Origin of the sequence: Roseivirga misakiensis (assembly GCF_001747105.1) — a bacterium.
Taxonomy (GTDB): Bacteria; Bacteroidota; Bacteroidia; order Cytophagales; family Cyclobacteriaceae; genus Roseivirga; species Roseivirga misakiensis.
In genome coordinates, this window is sequence record NZ_MDGQ01000005.1 from 1,974,783 (window position 1) to 1,988,934 (window position 14,152).

Below are 14,152 nucleotides of genomic sequence, written 5' to 3' on the forward strand. Positions count from 1 at the left end.
AACCTTATGGGTTCGTCTTCCACTCTGAAACCAGCAAATCATACCACTCATATAATCTTAGATTTTGCCTTTTGAGGTGCCCTCATTTTGATTTAATTTCAAACACTTCTAACCTTAAAAAGACGATGATTAGAACACTCAACAAAATTAGATCAATTGCTTTATGCGGCTTAATAGTAGCGCTTGGGCTTTCTGAGGCAATTGCCCAGCAAATACCTTCGCAAGTCGTGGAAAGTATTAAGTTTCGTGAAATTGGACCGACTCGCCAAGGTGGTCGATATGTAGATTTTGCGGTAGTAGACAAAGCACCAAAAGTTATTTACGCTGCAACAGCGTCAGGAGGACTTTGGAAAACTATCAACAATGGTCAATCATGGAAGTCCATTTTTGATAATGAAAATATTATCTCTCTAGGCGCTGTGGCCGTAGATCAAAGAGATACGAGTATAGTGTGGGCTGGTTCAGGTGAAGCAAACAACTCAAGAAGTTCATACTGGGGCAATGGTATCTATAAATCGACGGATGGCGGTAAGTCTTGGAAGAATATGGGGCTACCTGAGTCACACCATATCGGTCGAATTCTTATCGATCCAAAAAACTCTAACGTAGTATATGTAGCCGCTTTGGGTCATTTATACTCTGATAATCCAGAAAGAGGGCTTTACAAAACTACCAATGGCGGTAAGACATGGAAAAAAGTCTTAGAAGTGAAGAAAGCCGATGGAAAATACATTGGCGTGGTTGATATGGCCATGAGCCCTACCGATCCAAATACACTAATAGCTGCTGCTTACGATAAAATCCGTTCCCCCTGGACCTTCAACGAAGGTGGAGAAGGCAGTGGAATTTATAAAAGTACTAATGGTGGCCGTACATGGACTAAGTTAGAAGGCGGCTTACCAGGTGGTTTCCTAGGAAGAATTGGAGTGGCATATGCACCGGGTAACGCAAACGTGCTTTACGCCAACATAGAAAACGTCAATGTAGACGGTATTTCTGTTGAAGAAAGAAGAAGAATGCTAGAAGTGGGTATTCCACTAAAAAGAGGTCAGCGCGTTAAAGGTGTAGAAATGTACCGTTCTAGCGATGGTGGCAAAACTTGGAGTAAAATTAGCCCTGATGGGGTCGATATTGGAGGTGCACCTTCATATTATTATCAACAAGTAAGAGTTGATCCGAATGACGAAGACCATGTCTATGTTATCGGTATTAGGGTTTGGGAAACAAAAGACGCTGGTAAAAACTGGGGTACTGCTTTCCGCTTTGGAGGCGATAACCACGCGATGTGGATCGATCCAGACGATTCTGAACATATGGTCTTAGGTTATGACCACGGTATGGGCATTACTTATGATGCTGGTAAAACGTGGTATCATCCAGATGAAATTCCTTTAGCACAGTTCTATGCAGTAGATGTCGACATGGACTACCCATATAATGTATATGGCGGTTTACAAGACAATGGTTCAGTAAAAGGACCAAGTAGCATGAAAGACGGTAGTGCCATAAACTTTGAGCAGTGGGCTCGTGTAGGTGGCGGCGACGGTATGTACAATGTTGTGGACAGAACAAACAATAGATTCCTCTATAACGAATCCCAGTTTGGACCATTGAGACGACTAGATATGAAAACTGGCGAATCAAGGGCTATCAGATACAATGACAGAAGCCTTCGGTGGAACTGGAACTCTCCTATTGTAGTCTCACAGCATAACTCAAATGTTATTTATCATGCGGCAAACAAAGTATTAAAGTCTAATTACCGCGGAGAAAACTGGCAAGTAATCAGTGGGGACCTTAGTAATGACGACGCAATCAAAGCGGCTGGTACTGGTAATATTCAGTATGGTACGATTACTACACTAGAAGAATCACCACTAGATGAGGATGAGCTTTGGGCAGGTACAGACGATGGCAACGTTCATGTTACTACGGATGGTGGTAAGAAATGGACTAACCTAAACGATAACATACCTAACAACCCTAAATACTGGGTAACTCGAATTGAAGCTTCATCACACTACCCGGGAACAGCATATGTTAGTTTCAACGGTATGAGAAGAGATCAGTTTGGCGCTTACTTATACAAGACTACCGATCAAGGTAAAACTTGGACTTCTATCGCCAATGGACTTCCCGCTGAGCCTGTGAATGTAATCCGAGAAGATCACAAAAACCCAAATCTTCTTTTTGTAGGTACTGAGTTAGGCGTGTATGCTAGTATAGATGGTGGTGCTAATTGGACCAAGTTCATGACCAATATGCCAACTAACCCTGCCTACGACATGGTGATTCACCCAAGAGAAAATGACTTGGTTGTGGCAACACATGGTCGGGGTATCTTCATTGCAGATATTTCTCCTTTACAAGGCATGAATTCATCTATGATGAATAGTGCAGCATTATTTGACATTACGCCGGCTGTACAGTTCAATAGAGGCTTGAGAAATGTGGCAGCTTATACAAACTTCAATGGCGAGAGCAAACAGCCAGGTTCACACATGTACTTCTATTCGCCTAGCGGTGGAGAAGCTAAATTGACAATCTATAGTGGATCAAGAGAGGTTTATAAAATGGATATTGATGCAAAAGCAGGATTGAATCACCAAATTTGGCCTTTTGTGAAAATTGTGGGCGAAAGATCAGAGACTCAGCTGAAAAACTTAGCCAATCGCTATAAGCGTTTCGGAATGTCTGATGAGGACATTGCTGCACAAATGAAAAACATGAAGTATATGACCGGACCTGTTGGACCTGGTACGTACAAAGTTGTTTTGGAGATTGATGGAAAATCAATGACCAAAGATGCAGTGGTTATGAAAGATCACTGGTCAGGAAACTGATTTTAAAGAAACCGTTTTCAAAAGCCATCTCGATATCGAGATGGCTTTTTTTATGCCTCCCCCACCTCAAACAAAAAATGACAATAATTATTTACGCAGTGCACTGCGTTATTTTGTATATTTAAACAACGACAAACTATGAGCGAAGATTTAATAAAGGCTTTAGGCTACTCGAACCTTGATGCCAGGTTAAAAAGAATAAGCGATAAAATGACGCATAGCATCCGTGCTATGTATAAGCAACTAGATATCGATTGGGAACCCAACTGGTATCTTGTCTTAATATTGGTTCGCGATACACCTAATATTTCGGTGATGGAAATTGCGAATCGATTAAAATTCACCCACCAGTCTATTGATATTATGACCAAGAAGATGGTCAATAAAGGATATCTCAGCACATCAAAGGATAAAGACGATAAACGAAAAACCATTTTTCAGCTGACACCAAAAGCCGAAGAGCGACTCCCTATACTGACTAAAATTTGGAATAAGGGTACGGAAGCAATTTTCGAATTAATGAATGAGGACACAACGATCATCAAACACCTAGAAGTACTTGAGACTAACCTCGAAAAATCTTCTTTTGGTGAACGAATTATTCAAAAACTCAACGATTAAAAAATGAAAGAACATCACTACCAAATCGGTCTAGAATGGACAGGAAATAAAGGAAATGGCACCAAAGATTATAAATCTTACAGCAGAAACCATAGCATTACAGTGTCTGGTAAATATGATGAAATACTAGGCTCTTCCGATCCCTCATTTAGAGGCGACCGAGATCGCTACAACCCAGAAGAGCTCTTTTTATCATCACTTTCGAGTTGTCATATGCTGTGGTTTTTACATTTATGCGCCACAAATGGCATCAATGTAAGGAGCTATAAGGACAGTGCTACTGGTGTAATGGAGGAGGCAACCAACGGCAGCGGCCGATTTAGATCGGTCACGCTGTACCCTTCCGTTATAATTGATCAATCAGATAAAATTGACAAAGCGCTATCACTTCACGAAGAGGCGAGTAAAATGTGTTTCATTGCTAACTCTTGCAACTTTAAAATCAACCACACCCCAAAAGTTACTTCAGAATAAAGCTTCTCTAAATCACTTGAAATTAGAAATTCCAAAAGAGCCCATTATGAAAATTGAGAAAGTAAACCTTCAAGCCAAACTCGACACATTCCAAGATTTTTGGACACCAAAAATTGTTGGGGAATTAAACAATCAACACGTTAAACTCGCAAAATTCAAAGGTGATTTTGTGATGCATAAACACGAACACGAAGATGAACTATTCTTTGTTGTTTCAGGTCAACTTTACATAGAACTCGAAGACCAAACCCTTTCATTAAATCCAGGTGAGTTTGTCATTATACCTAAAGGTGTTTCTCATAAGCCATATGCTCCAGAAGTAACTAGCGTGATGCTTTTTGAACCAATATCCACCATAAACACAGGAAATAAGGAAGGCGAACTAACGGTGACTAATCTTGACAAAATCTAACACTATAATGAGATACGCCCATACCAATATTGTGAGTAAAAATTGGGAAACACTAGTTGATTTCTATATCAAAACTTTTGAATGTACCCTAGTTCCACCGACTAGAAATCAGTCAGGAAAATGGCTTGAAAAAGGCACAGGGGTAAAAAATGCGGAGTTAAAAGGTGCGCACCTTCGCTTGCCTGGCCATGGTCCAAATGGCCCAACATTGGAGATTTACCAATACTCCAAGATCCTCGATCACGGCCCCATTGCACCAAATTATAAGGGATTTTCTCACATTGCATTTGAAGTTGATAATGTCTCAGCAGTATTAGCGGCTGTTCAAGCAAATGGTGGTCTTGCCCATGGTGAAATTACCGAAAGGGTTGTGCCTGAGGTAGGTAAAATCACCTTTGTTTATGCTAAAGACCCAGAGGGGAATCTCATTGAATTACAAAGCTGGGATTAGGCAAATACAGATAGTAATTAATTTTTCGTAGGTTCAATCAAATTCAATGTTATCATGACGAGAAAAGAATTTATAAATATGTGCGCCATCTTGGGTGTCGGAATGCCCATCGGTAGCTCGTTGATTTCGTGCAAGAGTGATGATGCACCAACACCAATTTTTAATGGAAAAGTGATCATCATCGGAGCTGGCGCCGGAGGACTTTCTGCGGGGTATTTACTCAAACAACAAGGCATTGAATTCGAGATTTATGAGGCTTCATCAACCTTTGGTGGTCGAATGAAAATAAATACTGATTTTACTGACTTTCCCATCCCTTTAGGAGCAGAATGGTTGGAAACCAGTACTGATATATTTGCTCAAATTGTTAATGACTCAAGTGTCGAGGTCGATATTGAAACCTTTCCCGATGATCCAGATAGAAAGTTCATCAATTCATCTTGGTTCAACTTTTTCCAAACATATATCCTACCATCAATTGCAGACAACATAGTTTACAATACTCCGATTCAGTCATTAGATTATTCTCAAGATCAAGTAAGATTGACCACAACCAACGGTGAATTAACCTCAGATAAGGTTATTGTGTCTGTACCGCTGAAAATCCTCCAAGATGGGGATGTCAGTTTCACGCCATCACTACCAACTTCAAAATTAAGTGCCATCGAAGGCATTACGATCTGGGAAGGATTTAAGGCTTTCTTTGAGTTCTCAACTAAGTTTTACGATGACAACAGAAATGTAAGTGTTTCACCAGCCACTGATGGTCACAAGTTATACTATAACGCCGCTTTCGGTCAAAACACCTCCAAAAATTTACTGGGACTATTTACAGTTGGAAAACCCGCTTTGGACTTTATCAACCGAAGTGGAAATGACTTGCGAGATTATATACTGAATGAACTGGATGAACTATATAACAATCAAGCCACACCTAACTACATTCAACATACGACTCAAAACTGGAATAACGAGCCATATATTAAAGCTGGTTATCTCTCCGATTACGCCGATTGGCGTCAAGTACAACAATTGTCATCTTCCATTTCTAATAAGGTGTATTTTGCAGGGGGTGCCTACACAAATGGTGAAGACTGGGTGTCTGTTCACACCGCAGCGCAATCAGCCAGAAATGCCGTAAATGAGTTAATTCTATGATTCCAATGATGCTCTTGGCTCAAAATGAATTTTAATCGGTAAGCCTTCGGGCGATTAGCGCATGCCATTTAGCAATCTTTAACCGATTGGCTACTCAAATCATAAATTATTTTATTTACTTCGTGCTCTTATTAAGTAAGTTGAGATGAGAGGTTCGAATAAGCTCGTTGTGGCAGTCGCTATACTACTAATTGTAGGAAGTTGTGGTAAGAAAAACGTACCCCAAAACACCTTTTTCTACACTTTTAAAGTAGCTATCAAAAAGCAGATCACGGAGCCAACGATAATAAGTGGCTACTATGGGCAAATGAACCTTTATAAAGGAGATTTCTCTGTAAAAAACGACTCAACAGGCGTATCAGAAAAAAAACCAGTCCCAGCCCGATACAGTATTTTACTATATGAGGCTAGAAACAAAGGTGCCATAGATTCCGCAGCTTACACTAAAAACGAAAAGCAATATTACAACTTAAAAAAGCTTAAGAAAGCGAGTATCGAGCCTAAATTCGAAGTTGTTCCCAATAAATCAGGCTTCTACCAAATTGATAATAACGGCACCCCCTATCTGGTATTGATCTGTCTCAATAAGAAGACTGGCTATTTTCCAGGTGGTGTAGGCACACTCCCAGGACTTAGTAGCGAGTTGAAGCAATTGGAAATGAGAGTCGATAACGAGGCTACTTTCTAAGACATTTCAAATTTCATTTCCATAGTATGAGTGAATGAGCGAACTTAAGATCGCTTGAAAAATTCACCGAAATACACATTCGATTTATCACCTGCCGAAAACTGGTTTACTGCTAAAGGGTGGCAAGCATTCCCATTCCAGAAAAAGACTTGGCAAGCCTATTTAGCTGGCAAAAGCGGTCTTTTAAATGCACCGACTGGAAGCGGTAAGACCTATGCGGTTTGGCTTGGCTGCGTGCTGGAAGCCATGCAATCTAATACACCCGCTAAAGGACTTCAAATTATCTGGGTAACCCCTTTACGTGCTTTAGCTAAGGATATTTGCGCAGCAATGCGTGAAGTAAACCAAGACCTGGACTTAGGATGGGACATTGCACTTAGAACAGGTGACACTACGCAAGCTGAGCGCCAACGACAAAAGCGTAACATGCCACAAACCATTGTCACCACACCAGAAAGTATACATATCCTACTCAGTCAAAAAGACGCCAAGAAAACCTTCGGGCAAGTAAAATCCGTCATAGTAGATGAGTGGCATGAATTAATTGGTGGAAAGCGTGGTGTACAGGTGGAATTAGCCCTGGCTTTTATGCGCCATTTAAAGGCCAACCCAATCAAAACATGGGCTATTTCAGCCACCATTGGTAATTTAGAAGAAGCGGCACAGGTACTTTTAGGCGATCAGTATGAAACTTGTGAAACGATTCGGGCAAATGTAGATAAGAAGATAGAAATAGAGTCTATTCTACCTAAAACAGTCAAAACGCTGCCTTGGGCTGGTCATTTGGGCATACACCTACTACCCCAAATCGTCCCCATTTTAGAAAACCACACCTCTACCCTCATGTTCACTAACGTGAGGTCGCAAACAGAAATCTGGTATCAAAAAATGATGCAGAACCTACCAGAGTATGCTGGGTTAGTCGCTATGCATCATGGATCTTTAGATATCGCTGTGCGACAATGGGTTGAAGATCGGCTGCATACTGGTAAACTAAAATGCGTGGTTTGTACCTCTAGTTTAGACTTGGGTGTTGATTTCAGACCAGTCGATATGGTTATTCAAGTCGGTGGACCCAAAGGTGTTGCACGATTTTTTCAACGTGCTGGTCGTAGCGGTCATCAACCTGGCGCCACCAGTAAAGTTTACTTCTTACCGACCCACTCACTAGAATTAATCGAAGCCGCCGTCCTGAAAGAAGCGATCGACAAGAAACAATTTGAAAGTCGGGTACCCCTTAGAAAATGCTTCGACGTTCTTGTGCAATATCTTGTAACACTGGCTGTTGGGCCTGGTTTTTATGAGAAAGAAACCTTTGACCAAATCAAGTCAACACATGCTTATGAGGATTTAACCCCAAAAGAGTGGCAATGGTGCTTGGAGTTTATTACTACTGGTGGCAGAACTTTAAGCGCCTATGACGAATACTCCAAAGTAGAAATAGCACCTGACGGCCAGTATAAAGTCAGCAGTCGCAAGACCGCCATGCGTCACCGCATGTCGATGGGCACGATTGTTTCCGACCCCATGGTTAAAGTAAAATACCAAACGGGAAGCTATATTGGTACTGTTGAAGAGCTCTTTATTGCGGGACTTAGGCCCGGAGACACTTTTTGGTTTGCTGGGCGAAGTCTTGAGCTAATTCGAGTGAAAGATATGACTGCGCAGGTGAGGAAATCTAAACGCAAAACAGGTCCAATTCCGCGTTGGGGCGGTGGAAAAGCTTCTTTTACCTCACTTTTATCTCATGGCCTCAGGATCAAACTAGAGGATGCTGCCCTAGGAAAGTATGTGGGTAAGGAAATGGAAACAATCCGACCACTTTTGGAGAAGCAAAGGGAGTTATCGACCATCCCCATGTCCAATGAACTACTTATAGAACAGTTAAAATCCGACGAGGGTACCCACTTCTTTATTTACCCTTTAGAAGGCAAATACATTCATGAAGTACTTGCGGCCTTATGCGCTTACAGAATCAGTGTAAGTCAGCCGATTTCCTTCTCTATTGCCTCCAACGATTACGGTTTAGAACTCCTCACCGACCAAGATATCAACGTGGAAGATTTCTTGGAATTAGACCTTTTCTCCCAAGAAAACCTAATGGACGACATTTATGCCAGCTTGAATAATACAGAAATGGCTAAGCGCAAGTTCAGAGATATCGCCACCATAGCCGGGCTCATTTTTCAGGGCTACCCTGGCAAGGGCATTACAAACCGTCACCTTCAGGCTTCTTCTAGTATGATTTATAAGGTATTTGAAGATTATGACCCTGACAACCTGTTAATGCAGCAAGCCAATGAGGAAGTCCTGAGCCTCCAGTTTGAAAAATCGAGACTTACCGAGGCGTTGGAACGGATTAATCAACAAGAAATCATTGTTAAAAAGCTATTGAAGCCTACTCCACTTTGCTTTCCGATAATGGTCGATCGGTTTAGGGAAAAATTTACTTCCGAAAGGCTTTCAGATCGGATTGAGAAAATGCAAATTGACTTTGACTAAGGCGTAAATTCCTCCAAGAAATTATCGATGAACGCGCTGATATGTTTTCGATTTCTTTGTTCCTCTTTCACCACCAAATAGTGGCTTCTTTTTAGGCCATTCTTGCCGATCTTTTTGAAGACAAGTTCATCTGATAATTTATAGGATTTCAAGCTCCATTTCGGTAAGCAAACCACGCCCATATTAGCGACCACCATTTCTAATGAAACTTCAGTAAAAGGAATCGCAGTGACTTTTCTAGGGATAATTTTATTGGGCTTAAGAAAGTGCTCATAGACTGAGACACTTTCTAACGGAAATGAATTGATAATCAAGTTTAAATCAGCAAAATGACTAACATCCAAAAATTCTAAATCACTGAATTTATGTTCCTGATGCATAATCACAAAAATCTCGTCTTCTAACACCTTTTTAGTGAAAAGTGCATCCGACACAGGTGCCGAAGTCACAATAGCAACATCCACTTCATTTGAAAGCAATTGAGAAACCGTGCTTTGGGAACCATCCAGGCTCAAATCGATTTCAATTTCAGGATAAAGGACAGCCATTTTCTGAACGAATGCTGGCAGTCCATGAAAAAATGATTGGCACTCGGCACTTAAACGAATACTTCCTTTCGATCCTTCTTTGATTTGTTCTATACTACTAAAACCAAGCTCAATTCTCTCGAAAAGTTCGTTGGCCAGTTTATGCAACTCAGCCCCTTCTTTGGTCAGGTTCCAATTATTTCTAGTTCTGTGAAACACCTTAAAACCAAGCCGTTCCTCTAGCTCCCGAAGCTGATGGCTTAGGGCAGACTGAGTAAGAAATAATTTGTCGGAGGAATTGGCAATATTACCCTCTTCTGCTATGGTTTTAATCAATCGAAAGTACTTCAGTTCCATAAGTTCAATTTACTGTAGATTATAATCGCATGTAGTTGAAAATAATTCAATGATCATGTCAAAAGCGCTCAAATTAGCCACATAGACCTATGAACGGTTAAGACTAAGTTTGTTCAAAAGAATGGATATGAATGCTGAAACGACCTGTATTGATTGCTGTGAGGCAATAGAATTGGACAGAAACAAAACCGAATGGATGCACTTAAGCCGCTTACTGGAACTCCTCTTTAGGATTAAAATTGTTGGTGCCGAAGATATGTCCAAAATAAAGTAAGGTATTATGAAAACGATCGGTATGATTGGAGGAATGAGCTGGGAATCCTCGAAAATGTACTACCAGTATGCCAATGAATATGTAAAAGAAAATCTGGGTGGTTCACATTCCTGTAAATGTGTTTTGGTCTCAGTAGATTTTGCTGAAATTGAGCGATACACTTTTGCGGGTCAGTGGAATAAAATTGGAGAAATGATGGCAACGTGCACCCGGCAATTAGAAGCTGCTGGTGCTGATATCATAATACTTTGTACCAATACCATTCACCTCGTAAGCGATTATATTGAAAGCAGTACACAACTACCATTCCTCCACATTGCCGCCGCCACAGGGCAATCAATAAGGTCAAGAGAACTACAAAAAGTGGGTCTCATAGGAACTAAATTCACCATGGAAAAAGATTTCTATACCACTATCCTAACTAAGGACTTTGGATTGGATGTAATCGTCCCAGGTGCCGATGATCGCGAGATAATCCATGATATTATATATCAAGAACTTGTCAAAGGAAAGTTTACGGGTTCAGCCAGAAATAAGTGTACCAAGATCATTGAAAAGCTTGCTGCTCAAGGCGCTGAGGGAATAATTATGGGTTGTACTGAACTACCGATTCTTATTCCCGAAAAACACCTCAATATTCACGCAATTGACACGACCAAAGTGCACATCCAAAAGGCACTCGATTGGGCGATCAGCTAGCTATTCTTCCTTTATTACATCCACAGGATTCATAAAGGCCACTTTTAAAACCTGAAAGCCCATAATTCCTAGAGATAGGACAATGATACCTATAAGGATTAATCCTGTTTCCAATAGACTTGGAAATACTCTGTACTCAAATCCATTTAACCATTGATTTGAAATAACCTGATTCACAGGAATCGCGATCACCTCTGCCACTAATATCAAAATCAATATCTGCTTGTAAAAGAGTACGACCACACTTGTTACCGAGGCCCCTAGCACTTTTCTAACACCTACCTCGGCTTCTCGTTTACTAATTGCAAAGCTGAGCAGGCCAATGAACCCTAGAATAGAGATGACGATGGTCAAAACAGACAAGTAAGCCATTGCTTTTGATAACCTGTTTTCATCGCTATACTGCCTTTCCAATTGCACCGAAAGGTAATCGTAAGAAACTGGTAATTTTGGTGATAAATCGTTGATCACCTCCTCTATTTGCGTCACCGCCATGCGATGATCTCCACCAGAAAGCCTGACCATTAAATGCTCACCAAAATCTTTATTATAAAATACGCTAATAGGCTGAATAGCAGAATGCAGTGACCCAATATTAAAGTCCTTAAATACGCCAATGAGCGTCATGTAAATTGGATTACCCTCCTCATCACTCTGGAAATACATCTTCTTTCCAACGGCATCATCACCCCAACCAAATTTTGCTTTAGCGGACTCGTTAATCATAAAAGCAAATCGTGCGTCTTCGTCAGAACCTTTAATAAACGATCTACCTTCTAAAATTTGTAAACCGATCGTCTGGGCAAAGTCATGATCTACACGCATAAACTGTGACCCGACGGCATTATAAGTACCATTATCCTCTACGTTCAAGATGGTATGGTTCAGATTAAGCCCAGGTCTATCGGAGGCAAAAGAAGCATCTCTCACGCCAGCGACTACTTTGACTCGTTCTTTTATAAACTCACTATTGGCAGACAACACTGAATCTTCCAGTTGAAAAACGATCACATTGTCCTTTTCAAAACCTAAATCGACATTAGACAGATAATCCAATTGATTCTTGACCACAAAAGTGAAGAGGATCACAATGGTAGAAATCGTAAATTGAAGTACTACTAGCCCTTGTTGCAAACGACCGCTCTCTTTAGTGCTCCTATGTCGTCCTTTTAAGCCTTCAACCAACCGAATGCCCGAAAGTATTATGGATGGATAAATACTAATCAAAAGCCCAAGCGACAAGGCCGCCACAGCAAATAATAGCAGATTTTCAATTGCAAAAGGCAGTAGATCCACTCCCGCTACGGCACGAAACTCAGAATAAACAAGCTTTACGATCAACAATGAAAACATAAATGCCAGTGCAGTGAATAATAGTGTCTCAATCAAGAATTGACCAGAAATATTGAAGCGTGACGCACCAATTACTTTTCTAACAGATATTTCTTTACGCCTAAGGGAGTTTCGGGCCAAAGAAAGGTTCAGATAGTTTACTAAAGCAATCAGAATTAGGAAAATCCCAATGGCCAAAAGGACGTACACGCTTACTTCATCACCATTTTTGTTGGCTTCCCAAGTCAGGTGCGATTTAAGGTGAATATCTTCAATATTCTGAACGATCAAATCTGCCGAACCATTAATTCTATCGTAGGTTTCCTTCATATGAGCATCAAATAAGTCGGGAAACTTCTCAATTAAATTTTGTGCTTGATAAGCCTCTTTCAACTTCACATACGAGTAGGTATGCGCACCATACCAGCGCGTATTTACCTCTTCATCAAAGTAGCCATTCCAAGAGAGTAGCACCTCAAAAGGTAGGTGTGTATTAGATGGGACATCTTCGAAAACACCCGTTATTTCAAATTTATTTCCCCCATCCAATGACTCTAAGGTCTGTCCGATAGGATCAGACTTCCCAAAAATCATTTCAGCAAAAGATTGAGATATTGCTGCTGTACTAGGCCTATTCAACACATTGTCGATATCCCCAGAAACTAACTTAGTATCGAACACCTTGAAAAAAGTGGAATCAACGATGAAGGCGTCACCGGAGGTATATATCATATTGTTATACTCGAAACTCCCTTTATGAGTCTCCATACCATTTAAGCCAGCCGCTCGAGTGAAATATTGTACCTCTGGAAACTCTTGAAGAAGCGTCGGTGCTAAAGGCCTCGGCACATTCACATAAGTATCTTCCTTACCTCCGATATTATTGTGAATCCCCAGCCTTTTTACGAGATGTTTGTCTTTTCTAAAATCCTCGAAAGAGAATTCATAATTGACTAATAATAACACCAAGAAACTAAATGCCAGACCAACTGATATTCCGAACAAATTAATCCCTGTGTAAAACCTATCCTTCCATAGATTCCTTGCCCCTACTTTTAAATAATTTCTGACCATTCCAATGTTGTTGTTTATGTATAAACCTTTTGTAAAACCAATAATACTGGGCCTAAAAAGCGTGACCACATCAATGAGAAATCTCCAATTCGCATAGCCTTTTCCTCTTTTAGCTATCCGTTCACGATAAAGCTCTATCAGGTCTCCTTCTACAAATCGTTGGAGCTCTTGAGAACAGAACCATCTAAAGATTTTCATGATGAGCCATGGCGGCCTATTGTCTTGAGTATTTGTACTCATGAAAAAATCAACTTCAAATCGAAGGCAATACCAGGTATGTCATTCCACATATTATTTCGCATGTCGCGTGCTGTTTCTAAGGCCTTTTTACCCTCCATAGTGATTGAGAAGTATTTCTTTGGCCTTCCTGCTCTTTCTGCGGTGCCCTCACCTTCCCTAGATCTTAAGAAACCTTTCTCCTCAAGTCTTTTTAAGGCTGATTGCAATGCCCCAACACTCACGCCTCTTCCCGTTCGTTTTTCAATCTCCGTTTTGATTGAAACGCCGTAAGCACTTTCACATAAAATACCTACAGCCAACATGACCACTTCTTCAAATTCACCTAGCTGAGTTCTGCGCATAATAATATTTTCCTAATTGTAGTATTTACAAAGCAAATACATTATATAATAATTTCCTAATTGTAGTATTATTATTTACTAAGCTCTCATTTACGCGTCCTTTCTAAAAAGTGTATGACTTTATGAAAACTTTTGATGAATTTGAGTTTAGAAATGCTT

Annotated in this window: 13 protein-coding genes; 10 read left to right on the forward strand and 3 right to left on the reverse strand. The window is 40.6% G+C overall.

Annotation, left to right across the window (positions count from 1 at the left end; genetic code table 11):
* Window positions 1-125: 125 nt before the first annotated feature.
* The 8 genes from BFP71_RS16160 (at window position 126) to BFP71_RS16195 (ending at window position 9,149) form a co-directional block, all read left to right on the forward strand.
* The gene (locus tag BFP71_RS16160) at window positions 126-2,843 is read left to right on the forward strand and encodes a VPS10 domain-containing protein (RefSeq protein WP_069836467.1); all 2,718 of its coding nucleotides are present in this window, start codon (window positions 126-128) and stop codon (window positions 2,841-2,843) included.
* 138 nt (window positions 2,844-2,981) lie between these two features.
* The gene (locus BFP71_RS16165) at window positions 2,982-3,464 is read left to right on the forward strand and encodes a MarR family winged helix-turn-helix transcriptional regulator (RefSeq protein ID WP_069836468.1); all 483 of its coding nucleotides are present in this window, start codon (window positions 2,982-2,984) and stop codon (window positions 3,462-3,464) included.
* Between the two features lie 3 nt (window positions 3,465-3,467).
* On the forward strand, window positions 3,468-3,938 hold the full coding sequence (locus BFP71_RS16170; protein ID WP_069836469.1) for an OsmC family protein: 471 nt from the start codon (window positions 3,468-3,470) through the stop codon (window positions 3,936-3,938).
* Between the two features lie 46 nt (window positions 3,939-3,984).
* Window positions 3,985-4,350 carry a cupin domain-containing protein gene (locus BFP71_RS16175; RefSeq protein ID WP_069836470.1) on the forward strand — a complete coding sequence of 122 codons (366 nt, stop codon included), beginning with the start codon at window positions 3,985-3,987 and terminating at the stop codon, window positions 4,348-4,350.
* Between the two features lie 7 nt (window positions 4,351-4,357).
* Window positions 4,358-4,801 (forward strand): VOC family protein, encoded by a 444-nt coding sequence (locus tag BFP71_RS16180; RefSeq protein ID WP_069836471.1) that lies wholly within the window; start codon window positions 4,358-4,360, stop codon window positions 4,799-4,801.
* A 54-nt stretch (window positions 4,802-4,855) separates the two neighbouring features.
* Entirely contained in the window at window positions 4,856-5,959 is a 1,104-nt protein-coding gene (locus BFP71_RS16185; RefSeq protein WP_088125085.1) for a flavin monoamine oxidase family protein, read from the forward strand.
* A 145-nt stretch (window positions 5,960-6,104) separates the two neighbouring features.
* A complete protein-coding gene (locus BFP71_RS16190) occupies window positions 6,105-6,647 on the forward strand; it encodes a hypothetical protein (protein WP_069836472.1) in 543 nt (180 codons plus the stop codon).
* Between the two features lie 54 nt (window positions 6,648-6,701).
* Window positions 6,702-9,149: a ligase-associated DNA damage response DEXH box helicase gene (locus BFP71_RS16195; protein ID WP_069836473.1), complete on the forward strand. Its 2,448-nt coding sequence runs from the start codon at window positions 6,702-6,704 to the stop codon at window positions 9,147-9,149.
* Here the strand turns inward: BFP71_RS16195 and BFP71_RS16200 are convergent.
* Window positions 9,146-10,033, reverse strand: a complete 888-nt coding sequence (locus BFP71_RS16200; protein ID WP_069836474.1) for a LysR family transcriptional regulator — start codon at window positions 10,031-10,033, stop codon at window positions 9,146-9,148. The genes BFP71_RS16195 and BFP71_RS16200 overlap by 4 nt on opposite strands.
* Window positions 10,034-10,160: 127 nt before the next feature.
* On the opposite strand from BFP71_RS16200, the gene BFP71_RS19385 reads away from it, so the two are divergent.
* Together BFP71_RS19385 and BFP71_RS16205 are read left to right on the forward strand one after the other, a co-directional pair.
* Window positions 10,161-10,307, forward strand: coding sequence for a hypothetical protein (locus BFP71_RS19385; RefSeq protein ID WP_176723375.1), 147 nt, complete (start codon window positions 10,161-10,163; stop codon window positions 10,305-10,307).
* A 6-nt stretch (window positions 10,308-10,313) separates the two neighbouring features.
* Window positions 10,314-11,006, forward strand: a complete 693-nt coding sequence (locus tag BFP71_RS16205) for an aspartate/glutamate racemase family protein (protein ID WP_069836475.1) — start codon at window positions 10,314-10,316, stop codon at window positions 11,004-11,006.
* Here the strand turns inward: BFP71_RS16205 and BFP71_RS16210 are convergent, their stop codons facing one another.
* Both BFP71_RS16210 and BFP71_RS16215 read right to left on the reverse strand, forming a co-directional pair.
* Window positions 11,007-13,652: an ABC transporter permease gene (locus BFP71_RS16210; RefSeq protein WP_069836476.1), complete on the reverse strand. Its 2,646-nt coding sequence runs from the start codon at window positions 13,650-13,652 to the stop codon at window positions 11,007-11,009.
* Window positions 13,649-13,993 (reverse strand): PadR family transcriptional regulator, encoded by a 345-nt coding sequence (locus tag BFP71_RS16215; RefSeq protein WP_069836477.1) that lies wholly within the window; start codon window positions 13,991-13,993, stop codon window positions 13,649-13,651. Before BFP71_RS16215 ends, BFP71_RS16210 begins: the two co-directional genes overlap by 4 nt.
* Window positions 13,994-14,152 lie beyond the last annotated feature (159 nt).

Bases quoted from the DNA above. Each gene is read 5' to 3' on its own strand.
- BFP71_RS16175 (WP_069836470.1), top strand. From the start codon at position 3,985: ATGAAAATTGAGAAAGTAAACCTTCAAGCCAAACTCGACACATTCCAA.
- BFP71_RS16190 (WP_069836472.1), top strand. From the start codon at position 6,105: ATGAGAGGTTCGAATAAGCTCGTTGTGGCAGTCGCTATACTACTAATT.
- BFP71_RS16180 (WP_069836471.1), top strand. From the start codon at position 4,358: ATGAGATACGCCCATACCAATATTGTGAGTAAAAATTGGGAAACACTA.
- BFP71_RS16160 (WP_069836467.1), top strand. From the start codon at position 126: ATGATTAGAACACTCAACAAAATTAGATCAATTGCTTTATGCGGCTTA.
- BFP71_RS16215 (WP_069836477.1), bottom strand. From the start codon at position 13,993: ATGCGCAGAACTCAGCTAGGTGAATTTGAAGAAGTGGTCATGTTGGCT.
- BFP71_RS19385 (WP_176723375.1), top strand. From the start codon at position 10,161: ATGAATGCTGAAACGACCTGTATTGATTGCTGTGAGGCAATAGAATTG.
- BFP71_RS16210 (WP_069836476.1), bottom strand. From the start codon at position 13,652: ATGAGTACAAATACTCAAGACAATAGGCCGCCATGGCTCATCATGAAA.
- BFP71_RS16200 (WP_069836474.1), bottom strand. From the start codon at position 10,033: ATGGAACTGAAGTACTTTCGATTGATTAAAACCATAGCAGAAGAGGGT.
- BFP71_RS16165 (WP_069836468.1), top strand. From the start codon at position 2,982: ATGAGCGAAGATTTAATAAAGGCTTTAGGCTACTCGAACCTTGATGCC.
- BFP71_RS16170 (WP_069836469.1), top strand. From the start codon at position 3,468: ATGAAAGAACATCACTACCAAATCGGTCTAGAATGGACAGGAAATAAA.
- BFP71_RS16185 (WP_088125085.1), top strand. From the start codon at position 4,856: ATGACGAGAAAAGAATTTATAAATATGTGCGCCATCTTGGGTGTCGGA.
- BFP71_RS16205 (WP_069836475.1), top strand. From the start codon at position 10,314: ATGAAAACGATCGGTATGATTGGAGGAATGAGCTGGGAATCCTCGAAA.